Raw genomic sequence first — 19,910 nt, forward strand, 5'->3', positions numbered from 1 at the left:
ATCTCCAAGGCCGCCGAGTCGGTCTTCGAGGCCATCGGCATCCTCGGCGGCTGGAGCCGCGGCCGCCGGTCGCGCACCCGCCGCTGACCCGGCCCCGAGGTGCCCCGGGGGCCGGTGCCGGCTCACATGTTGCGGCGGTACTGGCCCCCGACCTCGAAGAACGCGTTCGTCAGCTGACCCAGCGAGCACACCCGCGCCGCTCTCATCAGCTCGTCGAACACGTTGCCGTCGCCGGTCGCGACGTCCTGCAGCCGCCGCAGCGCCTGCTCGGCCTCGGTCCGGTGCCGGGACTGGAAGTCCTCCAGCCGGTCCAGCTGCGAGACCTTCTCCTCCTCGGTGGCCCGCGCCAGCTCGATCTCCTGCGGCTCCTCGTCGTCGCGCCCGGGCTTGAGGAACGTGTTGACGCCGACGATCGGCAGGTCCCCGGCGTGCTTGCGGTGCTCGTAGAGCATCGACTCGTCCTGGATCCGGCCGCGCTGGTAGCCGGTCTCCATCGCGCCCAGTACCCCGCCGCGCTGGGAGATCGACTCGAACTCCTGCAGCACCGCCTCCTCGACGAGGTCGGTCAGCTCGTCGATCACGAACGAGCCCTGCAGCGGGTTCTCGTTCAGCGACAGGCCCCACTCCTTGTTGATGATCATCTGGATCGCCATCGCGCGGCGCACCGACTCCTGCGACGGGGTGGTGACGGCCTCGTCGTAGGCGTTGGTGTGCAGGGAGTTCGCGTTGTCGTAGAGCGCGCACAGCGCCTGCAGCGTGGTCCGGATGTCGTTGAAGTTCATCTCCTGCGCGTGCAGCGACCGGCCCGAGGTCTGCACGTGGTACTTCAGCTTCTGCGACCGCTCGTTCGCCCCGTAGCGCTCGCGCATCGCCACCGCCCAGATCCGCCGGGCGACCCGGCCGATCACGGTGTACTCCGCGTCCATGCCGTTGGAGAAGAAGAACGATAGGTTCGGCGCGAAGTCGTCGATGCTCATCCCGCGTGCCAGGTAGCTCTCGACGAAGGTGAACCCGTTGGCCAGGGTGAACGCGAGCTGGCTGATCGGGTTCGCCCCGGCCTCGGCGATGTGGTAGCCGGAGATCGAGACCGAGTAGAAGTTCCGCACCTGGTGGGCGATGAACCACTCCTGGATGTCGGCCATCATCCGCAGGCTGAACTCGGTGGAGAAGATGCAGGTGTTCTGCCCCTGGTCCTCCTTGAGGATGTCGGCCTGCACGGTCCCGCGGACGTTGGCCAGCGCGTAGGCCACGAGCTCCTCGCGCTCACCGGCGTCGGGCTCGCGGCCCTGCTCCTCGACGAACCGGTCCACCTGCTGGTCGATCGCGGTGTTGAGGAAGTACGCCAGGATCGTCGGCGCCGGGCCGTTGATCGTCATCGACACCGACGTCGTCGGCGAGCACAGGTCGAAGCCGTCGTAGAGCGCCTTGAGGTCGTCGAGCGTGGCGATCGAGACGCCGGAGGTGCCGACCTTGCCGTAGACGTCCGGGCGGGTCTCCGGGTCGTGCCCGTAGAGGGTCACCGAGTCGAACGCCGTCGACAGCCGCTTGGCGGCGGAGTCCTGTGAGAGGTACTTGAAGCGGCGGTTGGTGCGGAACGGGTCGCCCTCACCGGCGAACATCCGCGCCGGGTCCTCGCCCTCGCGCTTGAACGGGAACACCCCTGCGGTGAAGGGGAAGTAGCCGGGCAGGTTCTCCCGGCGCAGGAACCGCAGCAGCTCGCCGTCGTCGTCGTAGCGGGGGAGCGCGACGCGGCGGACCTTGCTGCCCGACAGCGTCTCCCGGGTCAGCTTCGTGCGGAACTCCTTGTCCCGCACGGTGTAGACGTACTCGTCGCCGGAGTAGTCCTCGACCCGGCCCGGCCACTGCTCGAGCAGCTCGGCGGACTCGGCCGGGATCTGCTTCTCCGCCTTCGCCAGCGCCTCGTCCACCGGCTCGCCGACGATCTCGCGGGCGGTGCGCAGGTGCTGTGCGGTACGGGCTGCGGCGGCGTGGGTCTCGGTGTCGGCGTGGTACCCGCGCAGCGTCTCGGCGATCTCGGCGAGGTAGCGGACCCGCTCCGGAGGGATGACCGCGGCGTAGTCCGACGAGGTCTTGGTCTCCACCCGCGGCAACCGGCCCTCGCCGACGGTCAGGCCGTCGGCGGCCAGCATGTCGCGCAGGTGCTGGTAGAGGGCGGTGACGCCGTCGTCGTTGAAGGTGGCGGCCGAGGTGCCGTAGACCGGCATGTCCTCCCAGGTCGCGCCGAACTCCTCGCGGTTGCGCACGAGCTGGCGGCCGACGTCGCGGCGGGCGTCCTCGGCGCCGCGGCGCTCGAACTTGTTGATCGCGACGACGTCGGCGAAGTCCAGCATGTCGATCTTCTCGAGCTGGGACGCGGCGCCGAACTCGGGCGTCATCACGTAGAGGGAGTGATCGACGAACGGGACGATGCCCGCGTCGCCCTGGCCGATGCCCGGGGTCTCGACGATCACGAGGTCGAAGCCGGAGGCGCGCAGCACCGAGATCGCGTCGCCGAGCCGCTCGGGCAGCGAGCCGCCGTCGCCGCCGCGGGTGGCGAGGCTGCGGAAGAACACCCGCTCACCCGAGAGCGCGTTCATCCGGATCCGGTCGCCGAGCAGCGCGCCGCCGCCCTTGCGCCGGGTCGGGTCGACGGCGAGCACGGCGATCCGGAGCTTGTCCTCCTGGTCGAGGCGGAAGCGGCGGACGATCTCGTCGGTCAGCGAGGACTTGCCGGAGCCGCCGGTGCCGGTGACGCCGAGTACCGGGACCGGCCGCTCGGAGGCGGCGATGCGCTCGCGCACCTCGTCGGGCAGCTTTCCGGACTCGGCCATGGTCAGCGCCCGGGCGAGCGTGGCGGTCTCGCCGGAGAACAGGCCGTCGTAGGAGGCGGAGCTTGCGGAGCCGACCATCGATACAGCGCCAGGCGGCGGCGAGTCGGTCAGATCCGTGTCGCATTCCCGGATCATGATGTTGATCATCCCGGGCAGGCCGAGGCGCTGGCCGTCCTCGGGGGAGAAGATGCGCGAGACGCCGCGCGAGTGCAGCAGCTCGATCTCCTCGGGGACGATCACGCCCCCGCCACCGCCGTAGACCTTGATGTGGCCTGCGCCGCGCTCGCGCAGCAGCTCGACCAGGTAGGAGAAGTACTCGACGTGCCCGCCCTGGTAGGAGGAGATGGCGACGCCCTGGACATCCTCCTGGATCGCGGCGTTCACGACCTCGTCCACGGAACGGTTGTGCCCCAGGTGGATCACCTCGGCGCCCTGCTTCTGCAGGATGCGCCGCATGATGTTGATCGCGGCGTCGTGCCCGTCGAACAGGCTCGCCGCGGTGACGAACCGGACCGGGTGTGACGGGACGTGCAGCGTCGGATCGGCCATGATCCGCTCCTCCCGCCGGGCGGACGACGGCGGGACCCGGCCCATTTAGTTTGACATCCTAGTATCGGACGTACAAGGAAGCCGGGGTCACAATGCGATCATGAGGCGACCGCCCGAGCTGCGAGCGCTCAGGCGGCGTGCGGCTGTGCTGCGCCCGACCGCGCGGGCTCGGCCGCCGGCTCCGGCGGGGCGTCCCCGCGCTGGGCGTGCCGGCCGGTGGGCCAGGCCCCCGTCTCGGCGCCCGCGATCTCCGCGGCGACCCGCTGCGCCTGCACCAGCTTGTACGCGCGCCATCGCTTCCCGGCGAAGCCGGTGATCAGTCCGAGAACGAACAGGGTCAGTCCGGAGGCCAGGACGAGCGGCACCGCGAGTGCAGGAAAGGCAGCCGCGAGCAGAAAAGCCACGAGTGGCCAGTACAGCAGCGCCCGCCCCGCACCCCGTCGCGTCCAGTCGCGGTGAGGCGGCATGATCTATAAGTACCCGAACGCGGCGCCCGGCATGCATGACTCGCCGGACCGTCGGCGACAGTTTCCACCACAGAGGCCGGAGTTCATGTCCGAGTCATCCGCCGCGTCACCCGCTGCCGCGCTGGTCACCGAGAACGATCTTCTGGCCGAGCTGCTGGCCGGGGCGGACCTCACGCTGGAGGTTCCCACCTGCCCGGGCTGGACGCTGCAGCAGCTGCTCCGGCACACCGGGCGCGGGCACCGCTGGGCCGCCCAGATGGTGGCCTCCGGCGCGACCGAGGCGCTCGACCCGCGTGACGTCGCCGGCGGGAAGCCACCGGCCGACGACCCGGCGACCGGCGCGCAGTGGCTGCGCGACGGCGCCGGCGAGCTGCTCGACGCCGTCGACGCGGCCGGGCCGGACGCACCGGTCTGGACGTTCACCGGGCCGAAGCCGGCGGCCTGGTGGATCCGGCGCCGGCTGCACGAGGCCACCGTGCACCGGGCCGACGCCGCGATCGCCCTCGGCGTCCCCTTCGAGATCGACCCCGCGGTCGCCGCCGACGGCGTCTCCGAGTGGCTCGGCCTGCTCGCCGCCCGCCCGGCAGGCGACGAGCCGCCGCTGGCCGACGGCGCGTCGCTGCACCTGCACGCCACCGACGACGGCCTCGGCCACGACGGCGAGTGGATGATCCGCGGCGAGGGCGGCCGGGTCGTCTGGGAGCACGGGCACGGCAAGGGCGACGCCGCCGTCCGCGGCCGCGCCGCCGACCTGCTGCAGGGCACGCTGCGCCGCATCCCCGCCGACGACGACCGGCTGCAGGTCCTCGGTGATGCCGGCGTCTGGACGACCTGGCTGGCCCGCACCGGTTTCTGAGCCGCTGCTGGGCCGTTTCTGAGCGGCTACCGCACCTCGGTGGGAGCGGGGGTCGCGCCGGCGAAACCGGCGGGGGCCTGCTCGGTCAGCACCACCTCGGCGGCCGGGTCGAGCGTGGACGCGGTGCGCGGGGTCTCGAACCGGGCCGCGGCGCGGCGGCCGTCGGTCTCCAGCGTCGCGATCAGGTTGCCGAACAGCGGCCCCGCGGTACGGGCCCAGCGGACGTCGGCGGCCTCGGCACCCGAGCCGTGCGCCAGCGGTGCGCTGAGCCGGGCCACCAGCCGCGACCACGTTGCACGGAACAGCACCCGCATCACCAGCGGGACGACGTTGTGCACCGGAGAGCAGGTCAGCTGGTTGACCTTCGTGTCGGTGCCGGGCCCGGCGTGCACGTCGGCGACGGCGGCGTAGCCGTGGTGCACGTCCCCGGACAACACCGACACCGTCGCCGGGGCGGGCTCGCCGCCGTGCGGGCGCGACACCCGCCGGACGAGGTCGGCGAGCCGGGCGAACGAGTGCCCGAACGCCGGCCAGTGCTCCATGTCGACGCCCTGGCGTGCCTTCTCGGCCAGCCGGGCCAGTACGCCGTCGCCGTTGCCGATCCGCTCGACGGCGGCCTGGGCGTCGGAGATCCCCTGCGGCATCAGCCACGGGATCGACGTCCCCAGCACCAGATGGTCCGCGCCCGGGGCGAGGCTGCGCGCGGCGATCCAGTCGAACTCGGAGTCCGAGACCATCCGCCGCGGCAGCGTCTCGACGATCCGGCCGTTGCGGGAGTCGATCACCACCAGCCGGGTGCGACCCAGCTCCCAGCAGAAGGAGAACCGCACCTCCTTGTGCCGCTCGGCGCCGTCGCCGGTCTCGGTGTCCGCGGCGTCGGCCATCGTGGCCAGCAGCGGCCAGACGTCGCCGTCGGCGGTGCGGACCCGCTGCCAGGTGTGGTCGGCGTCGAGCTCGGCGGGGGAGAGGTTGCCCAGGTGCTGATACACCCAGTACGACGCCAGCCCGGCCCGGACCCGGTCGCGCCACCACGGCGTCGCCGCCATCTCGGCGCGCCAGGCCGCGGAGGTGTTCCAGTCGTCCCGGACGTCGTGGTCGTCGAAGATCATCGCGGTGGGGACCGTGGAGAGCATCCAGCGGACCTCGGGGTCCGACCAGGTGTCGCGGTAGAGCCCGGCGTACTCGTCGTAGCCGACGATCTCGTCCTCGGGCCAGTCGCGCACCGGGTCGGCCGCGCTGCCGTGCTCGCGCAGGTGGCGGTCGCGGCGCCCGGCGATCCGGCGCCGGGTCTGCGGGGTGAGCTCGTCGGCGTACACCTGGTCGCCGAGCAGCAGCAGGACGTCGGGCCACTGCTCGGGCGGCTGCGTCGCCATCCGCGTGGCGTAGACGTCGAGCGCGTCGAGGCCGTACGCGCGGGCCGCCTTCGGGTCGGCGAGCTTCACGTAGCGGCAGGACCCGAACACGATCCGCGCGTGCCCGGCGCGGTCCGGGCCGCGCGTGGGGATCGTGCTGGGCGGGAACGCCGAGTGCTCCGGCGGCCAGCACCGCTGCCCGTCGACGTGCACCTGGTAGGGGATCCGGCTGTCCGGCTCCAGCCCGGTGACGACGACGAGCGCGTAGTGCGAGCCCGCCACCTCGAACGTCGCCGCCGAGCAGCCGAGCACCTCGACCCGCCCGGGACCGTCGGTCTGGACCCAGACCAGCGCGCTCGTCTCGTCGACGTGGCGCAGCAGCGGGCCGAGCAGGAGGGTCACGACGGCTCAGGTCTCCTCGAGCGCCAGCAGCCCGGCGCCGATCTTGCCGGCGTCACCCTTGTAGGTGGCGGGCAGCACCGGCGGGATCGGGCGGGCGGCGGGGGCGTAGGCGAACTCGCGGGCGGCCCGGCGGGCCGGCTCGAGCAGCAGCTCACCGGCGTCGACGAGGCCACCGCCGATGATCACCGCCTCCACCTCGAAGATCGCGTTCACGCTGGCGATGCCGATCCCCAGCGCCCGGCCGAGCCGGGTGAACAGCGACTGCGCGGTGGTGTCGCCCGCCATCGCCGCCATCGTGACGTGCTGGCCGGTGACTGGGCCCTCGCTCTCCCGGGCCAGCGTCGCGATCATGCCTTCGGGGTCGCCCGCGGCGGCGCTGCGTCCCATCCGGGTCAGCGCGGTGCCCGAGGCCATCGACTCCAGGCAGCCGAAGTTGCCGCAGCCGCACTGCGGGCCGTCCGGGTTGACGTTCATGTGCCCGACCTCGGCGCCCTGGCCGTGCGGGCCGCGGTAGATCTGGCCGCCGAGCACGATGCCCGCGCCGACGCCGGTGCCGACGGTCAGCAGGATCATGTCGTCGTAGCGGATCTTGCCGAGCCGGGCCTCGGCCAGCCCGGCCACGTTGCCGTCGTTGTCCACGACGGTCGGCAGCCCGGTCACTCGTTCCAGGTGTCCGCGCACGTCCCAGTCGCGATAGCTGTTGTTGGGTGCCCAGCGGATGCGACCCACCGGCCACTCGACCGAGCCTGCCGCGCCGACCCCGATCGCGCACACGCCCTCTCCGCCCTCGCCCGACCGCAGCTCGTCGACCATCTCGACGAGAAGCTTGTCCATGGTGTCGGCATCGGAGGTCCCCGGGGTGTTGCGCCGCAGTTCGGCGTGGACCGTGCCATCCTCGGCCACGATCGCTCCGGCGACCTTCGTTCCCCCGATGTCGAGCCCGATCGCCCGCCGTCCGTTCGTCACCCGGGCATGATTACGACCTTCGGGTCGTGAGTCCACACCGCCCCCGGGTTTGCGTAGGCGGAGACCGGGGAAAGGTGACCCATGCCCATCCTGCGACGAGTAGCCCGGCCGATGCTCGCGGCCGTCTTCATCTACAGCGGAGTGAACCACCTGCGCTCTCCGGAGGGCGTTGTCAAGGCCGCGGAGCCGGTGCTGGACAAGGCCGCTCCGGTGCTGGACAAGGTCGTGGAGGTGGCTCCGCTCGACCGCCGCCCCGACGACGTCACGCTGATCAAGGTCGACGCCGGCGTGAAGCTGGTCGCCGGCTCGCTCCTGGCCGTCGGCAAGTTCCCCCGTCTGGCCTCCACCGCGCTGGCGGCCTCGATCATCCCGTCCACCCTGGCCGGGCACCGGTTCTGGGAGGAGACGGACCCGGCGGTCCGCTCCAACCAGCAGATCCACTTCCTCAAGAACGTCGGCCTGCTGGGCGGTCTGCTGATCGCCTCCGCCGACACCTCGGGCAAGCCGTCCACCGCGTGGCGTGCCCGGGCGGCCAAGGCCCGGCTCGAGAACCGTCTGGAGGAGCGCTTCTCCTCCGCCGACGACTCCGAGCAGGGCCAGATCGCCGCCGGTCTCGCCGGCGCAGGCGCCTCGATCGCCGCCGCGGCGTCGAGCGCCCGGGAGAAGGCCTCCGAGGCCGCCGCGGAGTACGGCCCGGTCGCCCGCGAGCGTGCCGCCGAGCTGTCCAGCAAGGCCTCCGAGCGGGCGACGCAGCTGCAGGGGCTGGCCGCCGAGCGCGCCGGCCAGCTGCAGGCCGTCGCCTCGGAGCGGGGCCCGGTGCTCGCCGAGCGCGCGTCCGAGCGTGCCTCGAAGCTCTCCGGTGTCGCGCAGCAGAAGGCCGACGTCTGGTCCGAGGAGATCTCCAAGGCCGCCGAGCGCGCCGCTCGCAAGGCCGAGGAGCGGGCCGCGAAGGCGGAGAAGCGCGGCGCCAAGCTGCAGGCCGAGGTCGAGAAGCGGGGCAAGCAGTACCGCGTCGCCGCCGACCGCACCGGTGAGAAGTGGGTCCGCGAGGCCGAGAAGCGCCGCGCCCGCTGGCAGGAGGAGGCCCAGAAGGCCGCCCGCCGTGCCGAGAAGCGTGCGCCGGAGTACGCCGACCGCCTCTCCACGCTGGCCACCCAGGCCGCGAAGCTGAGCACCGACCTGGCCGACCGCGCGTCGGTCGTCGGGGCCGAGGCCGCGAAGAACGCCAAGGGTGCCGCCGAGGACGCGCGCAAGCGCGCCGAGGAGGCCGCCAAGTAGGCGGTTCCTACCGCACCGCGTCCGCCCCGGAACCCGACGGGTTCCGGGGCGGACGTGTGTCCGGGCCCGGCCGGACCGGCGCTCAGCTCGGCCGGAGCACCTGGAGCCCGCCCGACGGCGTCGACGCCACCTCCACGGTGACGCCGCCGGAGGACCACCCGGGCGGAGCCAGCGCGTGCGCCGTGCGGGTCAGCAGCGCCTGGGTGCGCGCGTTCGTGGCGGCCTGGTCGGCGATCAGGTGCGGCAGCATCCCGCCGCTGCGCTTGCGCACGATCAGCGGCAGCGTCGACAGCGTGCCGAGCAGCCGGTGCAGCCGGGCGACGTCGGCGGCGCGGCCCGCGAGGTCGGCCTCGACCAGCGGGCGCAGCGCGGGCAGCGGCCGGTGCCCGGACCGCAGCAGGTGGTCGGCGGCGCCGAGCAGCAGGCGCCGCGCGTCGAGGACCAGCGCCTGGTAGGCGCCGTGCACGGCGCCGGGGAACCCCTCCCAGCCGAGCTTTCCGACCTCGCCCAGCTGCTCGCGCAGCGCGCTGCCCGGGGTCCCGGCGGGGTCGGCAGCCGCGGCGACGCGCTCCCACCCGGCGAGCCAGGCGTTCGTGCGGTGGCGCAGCACCGACAGGTTCGCCGCCGCGGTCTCCAGCCCGCCGCCGGAGCCGATGGTGCCGTGCGCGAGCAGCTCGGTCTGGGCCTCGCGGACGGCCTCCTCCGCGGCGCGCACCCGGGAGTCGGGGGCGATCGCGCAGCCGGGCGCCAGCGCGGTGACGGCGGCGGTGAGGTCGTCGAGCACCCGGGACTGGGTGGTCGACGCCGCGATCTCCGCGCCGACGGTGAGCGCCAGCGTGCCGAGCGCGGTCCCGGCCGCGGCGCCCGAGCCGGGCGCGCCGACGGGCAGGACCGCGGCCGGGGGCGGGTTGAGCCCGGCCGGGGTAGGCGCGGTCGTCGACGGGACGCACAGCCGCAGCAGCGGCTCGGCGCCGAAGCCCTCGGGCAGCGTGATCCGGAAGAGCAGGCCGGGCTCGGGGCCGCTGTCCCCGGGGCGGGCGAGGCGGCGGGCGAGCTCGCTCCCGGCGGGGAGCTCGTCGCCCCAGCAGCGCTGCGGGTCGGGGACCCCGGGACGTGCGGACAGCAGCAGCGCGGGCCCGGCGGCCTGCTCCTCGGGCCTGCCGTACGCGGTCTGCAGCTCGGCGACACGGCCGCCGATCACCGCGGTGGGACGCGAGTCGTCGGCGTCGTCGTCGATCCGGTGCCGTTCGGCGACCGGGGACGGACGCGGGCGCGGCCGGGCGTGCCGGGGCGGGCCGGCGGGGGAGTCGTGGCCGGCGGGGGAGTCGTGCGGACGCCCACCGAGGGGGAGTACGACGGCGCGGGGATCCTCCGGCTGACCGACCATGCTTCTGCAACGACCCGGCACCGGCCGGGTGACTGGGCCGTTCGGGCCCCGTCGGGCGGCGTTCCGGGTGACGCTACGGGTGGACCGTGGGCCAGGTGCTCTCGCCGCGCCGGTCCCGGGTCACGGTGGCGGCCACGTAGAGCTGCACGTCGCGGAGGCCGACTCCGACCCCGGCGCCGCGCAGATGGGTCACCAGGGGGACGACCTCGCACTCCCACCAGCGCGTCGCCAGCGTGTGGCGGTCCTCGACCGGGTTGCCGCGCAGGGCCTCCCGGAACCCCCACGCCTCGGCGGCGTCGGCCAGGCGCAGCCAGTCCGCTGCCCGGTCCAGCCAGAGCCGGGTGCGGACGTCGCCGGGCAGCGGGACCCGGGCGAGGAACTCCCGCTCCGCGGCCTTGTTCGGCAGGTGCGCGGCCCGCAGGCACGCCATCGCGTACGCGGTCGTGCACACCCACCGCACGACGGCCGGGACGACGGCGTGCCCGCGGTGGCGGGCCACCGAGACCCGGTGGTGGCCGTCGACGACGAAGTACAGCTCGCCCAGCCGGATCAGCTGCACCCGCGGGACGGGGGAGCCGTGGGCGTCCATCTCGGCGGCGACGGCGTCCCACCGGCCCTGCAGCCCACGGTTGCACAACCGGAACTCGGCGTCGAAGTCCCCGCCGCGCCCGACCGTGCCGACGATGCGCTCGGCCGGGACGTCGTCGGGGTACTCGACCATGTCACCGTCGCGGCCCAGGGCGGCGACGGCGTCGGCGTAGGACATCGCCGGTTCGCCGGGGCGGGAGATGCCGCGCATCACCCCAGCCTACGACGGTTCGCCTCAGACCCGTGCCTCTCGCTCCTCCCGCGCCGGGGGCCCGACCAGCGCCCGTGGGATGCGGGCCGCGAGGACGGCGGGCAGCCGCGCGTGCCGGCGGCCCAGCGCCGGACGTTCGACCAGGTGCCAGGATGCCGCGGCCACGAGGAGTACGAGCACCGCGACGGCGAGCAGGAACGGCACGGCGCCTGCCGCGGTCAGACCCGCCGCGACCATCAGCTGACCGACCGGCCAGTGGTAGATGTAGACGCCGTAGGACAGGTCGGTGCGCACGCGCACCCGTCCGCGCAGCCCGACCCAGAGCAGCAGGTAGGCGAACGGGACGGCACCCAGTACCCGGTAGTCCGGCACCGTGGTCAGCGCGACCACGAGCACGGCCAGCGCGGCCACCGCCCAGCCGCCGTGCGCCGGGATCCGGTCCCGGTAGAGGTAGCCGACCATGCCGAGCAGGAACAGGGTCACCAGCTCGACGAGCAGCCCGACCACCGCGGGCGGCCGCAGGCCGAGCGTCGCCAGCAGCACTGCCTGCAGCACGGTCATGACGAGCATCGCGGCGGCGAGGGCGAGCACCGTGCCGGGACGGCGGCGCAGGAGCGCCGTCACCCCCAGCGCCGCGAGCATCGCGTAGCAGGCGACCTCGAACGACAGGCTCCACAGGGAGACGTCGAACGCCGGCCCACCGGGGTGGTCCGCCATCAGCCCGCCGATCCCGGACTGGAAGATCACCAGCCCGGCGTTGGCGCCGATGTAGGTCGCGCCGGACTCCGCGCCGAGCACGACCGACAGCGGGTCGCGGCCCTCGAGCCAGGCCACCAGCGGCGCGACGACGAGCCCGATGACGGTCAGGCACACCAGGTATCCGGGCATGATCCGCAGGAACCGGTGCCAGGCGAAGCGCACCAGCGAGTCGAGCTGCAGGTAGCTGCGGACGACCAGGAACCCGCTCAGCACGAAGAACCCGTCGACGCCCAGCGTCGCCACGGACAGGCCGGTCGGGAAGGCGACGGCCACGCCCCATCCGATGTACACCACGTGCATCACCGCGACGAGCGCGGCGAGCACGAGGCGCACGAGGTCGAACGCGTTACTCCGAACGGAGAACACGGATCCGAAAGTCGGACCCGCAACCCCTCTTGACAAGAACGCGCGAAGGCTCATAATAGGAACTCTCGGACTCGACGAGAGATCCGTTAGCCTGCCCGCACGTCCGGCGATGGAGTGCGGGTTCTTTGCTGTCCACGCAACCGCTGTGCGGGTGACGCGTCAGTGCTTCTGCACCGGCTCCGTGCCGAGCAGATCGGCGTACTCGGTGGGCAGCTGGCCCGCGACGTGCCCGATCTCCGCGTCGGTGACGGCGACGGTCACCGCGTGCATCGTGGCCCGCGCGTGCTGACGGGCCTGCGCCTCGGTGACACCGCCCTCCCGCTTGGCGACCCGCCGGTAGAACTCGGCGAGGTCGAAGCGCTCACCGGGAGCGTCCGCCGGCAGGCAGTTCTTCAGCTCCGCGGGCAGCTGCGCGGCCAGGTTCTTCGACTCGCCGCCGGCGAGCCGCTGTCCCAGCACCTCGAGGGTGGACTGCACGCCCCGGCGGGCGGTGTCGGTGTCGGTTCCGGTGCTCTCGACGACGGCGTTGACGATCTCGGTTTCCTGCATGACGGGGCCCTACCCGCAGGCGGAGCCCCTACACCGGCATCCGGCGGATCATCCCGCGCCGCGGCCCGCGGTGCGCAGGACCGGGCGGGGCACCGGCCACGGAGCGGGGGTCGGGACCCCGCCACCGACGACGGTCGGCCGGAACCCGGCGGTGCCGGCAGCAGGCGCCGGCCGTTCGAGCCGCGGCCGGATCCGCCGGGCCGCGCGTTCGAGCATCTCCCGCTGCACCTCCGCCGACACCGTCGCCGGGCCGGTCTGGACGACGACCTCGTCCGCCCACGGCAGCGCGGCGTCGGCGCACAGGTCCTCGGCGAGCTCGTCGGGGGTGCGCCCGACCGGCAGCGGCCGGGACAGCGCGACCCGGGGGAGCCCGCGCGCGTAGGTCCAGTACCGCTCCAGTGCCCCGACCAGCTCCGGCGCGTCGGCCGGGTTCCGGTCGGACAGCACGCCGAGCCCGCGGGCGGCGGCCGCGTCGATCGTGCGGGCGGTGCCGGTGGCCCACCACAGACGCTGCCGGGCGAGGTCCGTGGGCAGCTGCGCCAGCAGCACGTCGAGGGCGGCGACGGTGTAGGCGTGCCGGTCGTCGAACCGGCGGCCGAAGCGCCGGATCGCGCCGGGGTCGGCACCGGCGCCGATGCCGAGCTCGAGGCGGCCGCCGGACAGGGCGTCGAGCACCGCGGCGTCCTCGGAGAGCCGGTTCGGGTCCTCCAGCGGCAGCGCGACCGCGGTGCCGAGCCGGATCAGCCGGGTCCGTTCGGCGACGGCGGCGAGCAGCACCAGCGGCGACGGCAGCCGCCCACCGAGATGGCCGTCGTGGTGCTGGGCGACCCAGAACGAGTCGTAGCCGAGCTCCTCGGCGCGCACCGCGAGCTCGACCGTCCGCCGGTACGCGCGCGCCGTGTCGTCGCCGGTCACATGGGTGAGGTAGCCGAGCCGCACCCGGGGGAGCGTAGAAGATCACGTTTGGCCGCCGGTGATCGCCCCCGGCGAACCGGACATCGACAGCGTCGAACGTGGCTCGCGGAGAACTCGGCCGGTGTCGAACTCGGCCGGCGCCGAACTCAGCCGGTGTCGCCCAGTACGACGCCCTCGCGGCGCGGGTCGGCGCCGCCCGCCCAGCCACCGGGGGTGCGGCCCAGCATGCTCAGCCCCGACGACTGCGGGGCCACCGACACCTGCTGTCCGAGACCGCGCAGGCCGGTGACCAGCGGGTCGCCGTCGTGCACGTCGGGGTGCTCGCCGCCCACCCCGGTCTCCGGCTTGTTCTGCGCGCCGAGGTCGATCGCCGACACGGCCTGCTGCGGCGTCGCACCCCAGTCCAGGGCCTGGACCAGTGTCTTCACCACGAACTGCGGGATCTGCCCGCCGCCGGGGGAGCCGGTCACGTACTGCAGGTCGCCGCGCCGCCCGTCCGGGCCGAGGCCGAACACCAGCGTCGGCGCCATCGAGCTGCGGGGCCGCTTGCCCGGCTGGACCCGGTTCGCCACCGGCGTGCCGTCGGCGTCGCGCGGGACGGGGGAGAAGTCGGTGAGCTGGTTGTTGAGCAGGAACCCGCCGACCATGTGGAACGAGCCGAACCCGGACTCCACCGACGTCGTGAACGACACGGCGTCGCCGTAGCGGTCGACGATCGAGATCTGGCTGGTGCCGTTCTCCGGGCCGTCGGGGGCGTCGCCGCGCGGGACGGGGCCGAGGTTCCCCGCCGGCGCGGTGCCGAGGCTGCCCTGCGGGCGCACGAGTGCCGCGCGTCCGCGCAGGTAGTCGCGGTCGAGCAGGGTGTCCGCGCCCTGCCCGGGCAGTGGCACGAACGCGGGGTCGGCGACGTAGCGGTCGCGGTCGGCGTAGGCGAGGCGCTCGGCCTCGGCGATCAGGTGGGCGGCGCGCGGCGTCGGCGTCGCGCCGTCCGGGCCGGCCGGGGCGGGCTTCTCCTGCTCGATACGCAGCGTCTCCAGGATCCGCAGCGCGGCGGCCACGGTGGTACCGCCGGAGCTCGACGGCGGCGCCCCGCACACCTGGTGCGGCCCGTGCGGCACACACACCGCGTCCCGTTCGACGGGGCGATAGCGGGCGAGGTCGTCGGCGGTGAGCAGGCTCGGGGTCCGGCCGCCGGTGGTGTCGCGGGCGGCGGCGACGATCGCGTCGGCGATCGGGCCGGTGTGCAGCGCATCGGCGCCACGGCGGCCGACGGCGTCGAGGGTGTCGGCCAGCGCCGGGTTGCGCAGCGGCGTCCCGGCGGGTTTCGGCGCGCCGTCAGGCCCGAGGAAGTACGCCTTCGACGGCGGGTCCGCGGCCAGCCCGTCGCGGGAGGAGGCGATCGAGTCGGCCATCCGCGGGCTGATCGGGAACCCGTTGCGCGCCAGCGTCGACGCCGGACGCATCAGCTCCGCCCACGGGGTGCGCCCGTGCTCGTCGTGGACCTTCTCCAGCATCCGCATCGCGCCGGGGACGCCGATCGAACGGCCGCTGGCCCGGGCGTCCGGACGCGGCGGTGCGGGATCGGTGGGCGAGGTGCGGGTGAGGTAGTCGCCGTCGGCCGCGGCCGGGGCGGTCTCGCGGCCGTCGTAGGTCTGCAGGCGGCGGGCGCGGGCGTCCCAGTGCAGCAGGTACCCGCCACCACCCAGGCCCGACGACTGCGGCTCGACGAGCCCCAGCACGGTCTGCGCGACGACGGCGGCGTCGGCCGCGGTGCCGCCCTTCGCCAGCACCTCGCAGGCGGCGCGGGTGGACAGCGGGTTCGCGGTGGAGACGGCGAAGCTGCGGGTGCGGACGTCGGTCATCCCGGACCGGTAGCCGGTGGCGATCTCCGGCGCCCCGGGCACGCCCGGCTGCTGGGCCGCCCCTGCCGAGCCGGGTGCGGCGTTCGCGCCGGTCGGGGAGGTGCACGGCGGTGAGCCGGGCGGCGGCGGGCCGCCGGGCTCCGGCGCCTCCTGTCCCGGAGCCGGTGCGGGCGGGGCCGCGGCGGCGGCACCGGGTGGCGCCGGGAGCCCGGGCCCGGACGCGGGCACGTCGGCACAACCGGTCAGGCCCAGGCCGGCCACGAGCAGGCAGGCCGCGATCCGCGTTCGTCGCACCCGGGGAAGGTATCCCGCCGCGGCGATGCCGCGCGCCGGATGGCGCCCGGCGCCCGCCCGGAGCATGATCACGGGACATCCCCTCGCGTTCGCCCGGCGTTCGCCTCACGGACAGGTGCACACATGAGCACGCAGCAGCACGACCCGCAGGTGATGCCGATGGCGGAGGTGGCCGACAGGTGGGTCGTGCGCTGCGACTGCGGCTGCTCGCTGTACGAGGAGTTCGCCGAGCGCCGTGAGGCCGAGGAGCGCGCCGGCGAGGCCGGTACCGCACATGTCGACCGGGCCGACATCGACTGCGCCGAGGTCGACCACACCGACACCGTCGACGGGCTGCCCGAGCCGATCTGACGGACCCCGACCCACCGCGCTCAGCGGTCGCGCGGCAGCAGCGGGCCGAGCGGCCCGAGCTCGATGTTCAGGTCGGAGGCGGTCAGCCCGAACCGCTCGGTCAGCTCGTCCATCGCCGACTCCAGGTGCATCAGTGCCGTGCCGAGGTCCTCGATCTGGTCGTCGGACAGGTCCCCGGCGTCGACCCGGCGCAGCACCTGCTTCTCCATCAGCTGGCGCAGCAGCTCGACGATCGTCAGCACCAGCTTCATCAGGTCCCGCTCGACGGAGTCGCGGTCGATCTCCACGCGTCCGCCCGGCACCTCCGCCGGGTCACCCATCGCCGGGTCCCCCGGACGGGAGTCGACCGGTCGGCGCCTCCTGCGTGGGCTCGATCGCGGGTGAGATCGAGGTGATCAGCGCGCGCAGCGACACCCGCACCAGGTCCACCCCGGCGAGGGAGATCGTGACGTCACCGGTCAGGACCACCCCGCCCGCCAGCAGCCGGTCCAGCAGGTCGACCAGCGCCACCTCGCGGTGTGCGGCCACCCCGCTCACGGCCCGGCCATCCCGTCGACCGGGTCGGGCGCCTCGGTGAACGAATACGGCACCCACGGCCCGGTGATCTCCACGAGCAGCGTGTCCGGGGCCGCCTGCTCGACGGCGTCGCACCAGGTGCCGGCGTCGTCTTCGGGCACGAGGTAGGCGGCGTTGAGGACCATCGGCTCCTCGCGCCCGGTGAGCGACGCGTCGTGCAGCGGGTGCCGCCGTGCCCCGGCCGAGACGGCGGCGACGGCGTCGAACAGGGCGGTGGCGGAACGCTCGGCGTCGTCGTCGCGGTTGCGGGTCGCGTCGACCTCGGCCCGGCGGCGGCGCAGGTACTCCGCCCCCGACGACGGCCGGTCCCGCGCCGCCCGCGCGCCCGGTGGCGGCCCGGCCGGCCGGAACGCCTTGACCCCCCACTCTGCACGGCCCCGCACCCGGTCCAGCACCGCGGTCAGCCGGTCGCGGCGCTCGGCGAGGGCCGCGCGCACCCGGTCACCGTCGAGGAACACCGTGGCCAGCGACAGCGGCGCGACCGCGGTCCGCCGCCCCAGCTCGTCGACGACGGCGTGGTGGGCCCGCGCAGTCGTCGCCAGCCACGGCAGGTCCTGCATGCGCTGCTCGAGGCGGTCCTCGGAGAACTCCTCGGCCGGGACCTCCCCGACGACGGCGAGTAGCCCCTCCACCCCGATCGTGGTCACCGGGCCGCCTGCGACACCGGTGACCCCGGCGAGGACGGCGTCGACGGCCTCGGTGCTCTCGGGGGTGCCGGGGCAGACGGCGTAGACGTAGAGACGGGTGGTCATCGGCGGCCCGCCTTCCTGCGCTGCGGTGGCCGGGACCGGCGGACCGGCTCCGGCTCGGGTTCGTCGTCGGGTTCGTCGTTGATGTCGTCCCCGGGGCCGGGCTCCGGGTCGTCGAGGTCCTCGTCGTACTCCTCGTCCTCGTCGTACCCGTCGTCGGCCGGCAGCGCCGCGCGCTCCAGGGCCTCGACGCGCTCCCGGAGCCGGGCGTTCTCGTCCTCCAGGTCCGACCGCCCGGCCGACAGGGTGGGATCGCGCTCCCACCAGTCGATGCCCATCTCCTTCGCTCGGTCCACCGACGCGACGACGAGCCGCACCTTGATCGTCAGCAGCTCGATGTCGAGCAGGTTCACCTGGATGTCGCCCGCGATCACGATCCCCTTGTCGAGGACTCGTTCGAGGATGTCGGCGAGGTTCGCGCCGTCCCCGCGGGACTCCTGCCTGCGTGGCTGTCCGGACGTCCACCGCACCGGGTCGCTCATGTGTGCCCCCTGTGCATCGTCAGTCCTCGCCGCCGCCGCGGGTGTAGCGGCGGGTCCGCCGGTACGACATCAGCTCGGCGTCGTCGTCGAGCTCTGCCTCGTAGACGGCGAGGACGTCCGCGGAGTCCGGGATCCGGTGCGCCTCGACGACCTCGACCTCCACCAGCCAGTTCTCGCCGTTGCGCGACACCGACGTCACGCCCTCCGGGCGGCGTCCGGTCATCTCCACGACCTGCTCGACGGCCGCCTGCGCGACCGCGCGGGCACCCCGCCGGCGGCGAGGCGGTTCCGGCTCCGGGTCGGGTTCCGGTTCGACGTCGGCCCCGTCCTCGATCTCGTCGCCGTCCTCGATCTCGGCGCCGTCCACGACCTCGTCGGTCTCCACGACCTCGTCGGCCGGCTGCTCGTCCTCCCCGCGCCGGCGCCGCGGACGCTTCTCGTCGTCGGTACGCCTGCGCCGCGGACGTTCCTCGTCGGCGCTCGTCCGGCGCGCACGCTCGTCACCCGCTGCCCGCCGCGTGCGGCGCCGTTCGGACTCGGCGGACGACGCGCCCGCCTCGTCGCCTGCCGGACGACGTCGCGGCCGGTCGTCGCCGGACCGCCGCCTGCGCCGGGGTGGGTCCCCGCCGTCCGGTGACCGCCGCCGTGAGCCGGACGACCCCGACCCTGGCCCCGGCCGCCTGCGTGGCCTCTCCTGCTCCTCAGCCATGCCCTACCCCCGGCGTACGACCGGTCAGCCGGGCGAGCGCGTCCTCCTGGATCGCGTCCCGCTCGTCCTCACCGATCTCGCCGCGTTCGTACGCCCGCTCCGCCTCGTCGATCTTGCGGCGCAGCACTCCCGGGTCGTTCATCTCCCGGTCGACCTGCGTCTCGATCTGCTCGGCCACCCAGTACACCCCGCGCAGCGGAGCCAGCGGCAGGCCCGCGACCGCGCGGATGATGCCCACGTCAGCCCTGCCCGTCGTCGGGCTCGGGGAGGAAGTCGAACGGCGCGACCGGCCCGACCAGCCGCAGCGAGACGCGGTCGCCCCACTCCCCGCCGAGCGCGTCGACGGCGTCCTCGAACTCGGCGAGCGCATCGCGGGCGACGAGGAACGCCAGGTTCACCGCGCCGTCCTCGCCACCGGCCTCCTTCACCACGACCGCCCGGGCCAGCGGGGACAGCCGCTCGTCGGCGAACCCGGCGTCCGCGGTGCGCTGTTCCTCCAGCGCCGACGAGATCCGCTCCCCGATCCTGATGCGCTCGTAGTAGGTCGCGTCCGGGTCCTTCCCGCGGATCGACTCCGACAGCTCGGCCAGCTCCGGGTCGGCCCGGACGATGCCGCTGATCAGCTCGTCCTGGTCGTAGCGACCGTCGACGACGAACTGCACCGCCCCGTCCAGCGCCCGCAGCGCGTCGACGAAGAAGTCGTGGTGGCCCTCCAGCAGCTCGTCGACGACGGCCTGGTCGTCCTCGACGACCCCGCCGAACCGCATCGGCAGCACCGTGGTCCGCTCGGCCACCGCGTTGACGACGCGCTCGTGGGCGAGCAGGTCGTCGCGCCGGCCCAGCGGCCGGTCGACCTCGATGTCGCTGACGACGGCGGCCAGGTCTCCGTGGTCGAGCAGTGCGATCGCGGTGCCGTCGCCCTGCGCGGTCCCGACCGGCGTCAGGTCCGCCGGGATGTCCGCCCCGGCGGCGACGACGCCGTAGACGTAGGTGCCGGTCCGGGTGTCCTGTTCGGTCGTGCTCATCGGCGACGCTCCTGCTTCTCCTGCTTGCCGGTGAACTCGTCGAACTTCTCCTTGCCTGCCTCCAGCACGCCACGGGTGGTGCCCTTGGCGCCGCCCTCGTAGGCGTTCTCGGTGAGCCCGCCGACGACCTGGCCCAGGTCCTTGCCGCCCTTCTGGTGCAGGTCCAGCCGGTTGGTCGCCTCGGCGAATCGCAGGTAGGTGTCGACGCTGGCGACGACGATCCGTGCGTCGATCGTCACCAGCTCGATCCCCACCAGGGAGACCTTGACGAAGATGTCGATGACCAGCCCCTTCTCCAGGATCAGGTCGATGACCTGGGCGAGATCGCCCTGCGGGGCCCGCTCGACGCGGCCACCACCACCTTGTCTGCTGACGGTCACCCGGCA

At 74.1% G+C, this 19,910-nt stretch carries 21 protein-coding genes; 3 read left to right on the plus strand and 18 right to left on the minus strand.

The window, feature by feature from the left end; all coding sequences use genetic code 11:
• Nucleotides 1-122 precede the first annotated feature (122 nt).
• Together icmF and ACLE50_RS16310 are read right to left on the minus strand one after the other, a co-directional pair.
• On the minus strand, nt 123-3,380 hold the full coding sequence (gene icmF, locus ACLE50_RS16305; protein ID WP_410944407.1) for a fused isobutyryl-CoA mutase/GTPase IcmF: 3,258 nt from the start codon (nt 3,378-3,380) through the stop codon (nt 123-125).
• A gap of 128 nt (nt 3,381-3,508) precedes the next feature.
• Nucleotides 3,509-3,784 carry a hypothetical protein gene (locus ACLE50_RS16310; RefSeq protein ID WP_410944408.1) on the minus strand — a complete coding sequence of 92 codons (276 nt, stop codon included), beginning with the start codon at nt 3,782-3,784 and terminating at the stop codon, nt 3,509-3,511.
• Between the two features lie 148 nt (nt 3,785-3,932).
• Between ACLE50_RS16310 and ACLE50_RS16315 the strand changes: the two genes are divergently transcribed.
• Entirely contained in the window at nt 3,933-4,703 is a 771-nt protein-coding gene (locus ACLE50_RS16315; RefSeq protein WP_410944409.1) for a maleylpyruvate isomerase family mycothiol-dependent enzyme, read from the plus strand.
• A gap of 26 nt (nt 4,704-4,729) precedes the next feature.
• On the opposite strand, the gene ACLE50_RS16320 is transcribed toward ACLE50_RS16315, so the two are convergent.
• The gene (locus ACLE50_RS16320; RefSeq protein ID WP_410944410.1) at nt 4,730-6,457 is read right to left on the minus strand and encodes an alkaline phosphatase D family protein; all 1,728 of its coding nucleotides are present in this window, start codon (nt 6,455-6,457) and stop codon (nt 4,730-4,732) included.
• 6 nt (nt 6,458-6,463) lie between these two features.
• Nucleotides 6,464-7,423, minus strand: a complete 960-nt coding sequence (locus ACLE50_RS16325; protein WP_410944411.1) for an ROK family protein — start codon at nt 7,421-7,423, stop codon at nt 6,464-6,466.
• Nucleotides 7,424-7,504: 81 nt separating this feature from the next.
• Here ACLE50_RS16325 and ACLE50_RS16330 point away from each other — a divergent pair, with 81 nt between their 5' ends.
• The gene (locus ACLE50_RS16330) at nt 7,505-8,701 is read left to right on the plus strand and encodes a DoxX family protein (protein WP_410944412.1); all 1,197 of its coding nucleotides are present in this window, start codon (nt 7,505-7,507) and stop codon (nt 8,699-8,701) included.
• 82 nt (nt 8,702-8,783) lie between these two features.
• Here ACLE50_RS16330 and ACLE50_RS16335 read toward each other — a convergent pair whose 3' ends face one another.
• The 6 genes from ACLE50_RS16335 to ACLE50_RS16360 all read right to left on the minus strand — a co-directional run bounded on the left by ACLE50_RS16335 (nt 8,784) and on the right by ACLE50_RS16360 (nt 15,632).
• Nucleotides 8,784-10,088, minus strand: coding sequence for a hypothetical protein (locus ACLE50_RS16335; protein WP_410944413.1), 1,305 nt, complete (start codon nt 10,086-10,088; stop codon nt 8,784-8,786).
• A 73-nt stretch (nt 10,089-10,161) separates the two neighbouring features.
• Nucleotides 10,162-10,887, minus strand: a complete 726-nt coding sequence (locus ACLE50_RS16340) for a ParB N-terminal domain-containing protein (protein WP_410944414.1) — start codon at nt 10,885-10,887, stop codon at nt 10,162-10,164.
• A 24-nt stretch (nt 10,888-10,911) separates the two neighbouring features.
• Nucleotides 10,912-12,012 (minus strand): acyltransferase family protein, encoded by a 1,101-nt coding sequence (locus ACLE50_RS16345; protein WP_410944415.1) that lies wholly within the window; start codon nt 12,010-12,012, stop codon nt 10,912-10,914.
• 159 nt (nt 12,013-12,171) lie between these two features.
• Nucleotides 12,172-12,561, minus strand: a complete 390-nt coding sequence (locus tag ACLE50_RS16350) for a DUF2267 domain-containing protein (RefSeq protein ID WP_410944416.1) — start codon at nt 12,559-12,561, stop codon at nt 12,172-12,174.
• A gap of 48 nt (nt 12,562-12,609) precedes the next feature.
• On the minus strand, nt 12,610-13,500 hold the full coding sequence (locus tag ACLE50_RS16355; RefSeq protein ID WP_410944417.1) for an LLM class flavin-dependent oxidoreductase: 891 nt from the start codon (nt 13,498-13,500) through the stop codon (nt 12,610-12,612).
• A gap of 122 nt (nt 13,501-13,622) precedes the next feature.
• Nucleotides 13,623-15,632, minus strand: coding sequence for a gamma-glutamyltransferase family protein (locus ACLE50_RS16360; RefSeq protein ID WP_410944418.1), 2,010 nt, complete (start codon nt 15,630-15,632; stop codon nt 13,623-13,625).
• A 123-nt stretch (nt 15,633-15,755) separates the two neighbouring features.
• On the opposite strand from ACLE50_RS16360, the gene ACLE50_RS16365 reads away from it, so the two are divergent.
• The gene (locus ACLE50_RS16365) at nt 15,756-15,983 is read left to right on the plus strand and encodes a hypothetical protein (protein WP_410944419.1); all 228 of its coding nucleotides are present in this window, start codon (nt 15,756-15,758) and stop codon (nt 15,981-15,983) included.
• 20 nt (nt 15,984-16,003) lie between these two features.
• Here ACLE50_RS16365 and ACLE50_RS16370 read toward each other — a convergent pair whose 3' ends face one another.
• The 8 genes from ACLE50_RS16370 to gvpJ form a co-directional block, all read right to left on the minus strand.
• Nucleotides 16,004-16,303: a gas vesicle protein K gene (locus tag ACLE50_RS16370; RefSeq protein WP_410944420.1), complete on the minus strand. Its 300-nt coding sequence runs from the start codon at nt 16,301-16,303 to the stop codon at nt 16,004-16,006.
• A complete protein-coding gene (locus tag ACLE50_RS16375; RefSeq protein ID WP_410944421.1) occupies nt 16,296-16,520 on the minus strand; it encodes a gas vesicle protein in 225 nt (74 codons plus the stop codon). Before ACLE50_RS16375 ends, ACLE50_RS16370 begins: the two co-directional genes overlap by 8 nt.
• On the minus strand, nt 16,517-17,311 hold the full coding sequence (locus tag ACLE50_RS16380) for a GvpL/GvpF family gas vesicle protein (RefSeq protein WP_410944422.1): 795 nt from the start codon (nt 17,309-17,311) through the stop codon (nt 16,517-16,519). The genes ACLE50_RS16375 and ACLE50_RS16380 overlap by 4 nt, the downstream gene beginning before the upstream one ends.
• Nucleotides 17,308-17,790, minus strand: a complete 483-nt coding sequence (locus tag ACLE50_RS16385) for a gas vesicle protein (protein WP_410944423.1) — start codon at nt 17,788-17,790, stop codon at nt 17,308-17,310. Before ACLE50_RS16385 ends, ACLE50_RS16380 begins: the two co-directional genes overlap by 4 nt.
• 19 nt (nt 17,791-17,809) lie before the next feature.
• Nucleotides 17,810-18,175, minus strand: coding sequence for a gas vesicle protein GvpO (gvpO, locus tag ACLE50_RS16390; RefSeq protein WP_410944424.1), 366 nt, complete (start codon nt 18,173-18,175; stop codon nt 17,810-17,812).
• 316 nt (nt 18,176-18,491) lie between these two features.
• On the minus strand, nt 18,492-18,737 hold the full coding sequence (locus ACLE50_RS16395) for a gas vesicle protein GvpG (protein WP_410944425.1): 246 nt from the start codon (nt 18,735-18,737) through the stop codon (nt 18,492-18,494).
• A gap of 1 nt (nt 18,738) precedes the next feature.
• Nucleotides 18,739-19,524: a GvpL/GvpF family gas vesicle protein gene (locus ACLE50_RS16400; RefSeq protein WP_410944426.1), complete on the minus strand. Its 786-nt coding sequence runs from the start codon at nt 19,522-19,524 to the stop codon at nt 18,739-18,741.
• On the minus strand, nt 19,521-19,904 hold the full coding sequence (gene gvpJ / locus ACLE50_RS16405) for a gas vesicle protein GvpJ (protein ID WP_410944427.1): 384 nt from the start codon (nt 19,902-19,904) through the stop codon (nt 19,521-19,523). Before gvpJ ends, ACLE50_RS16400 begins: the two co-directional genes overlap by 4 nt.
• Nucleotides 19,905-19,910 lie beyond the last annotated feature (6 nt).

This window comes from Pseudonocardia phyllosphaerae (genome assembly GCF_046546475.1).
In the GTDB taxonomy this organism is placed as follows: Bacteria; Actinomycetota; Actinomycetes; order Mycobacteriales; family Pseudonocardiaceae; genus Pseudonocardia; species Pseudonocardia phyllosphaerae.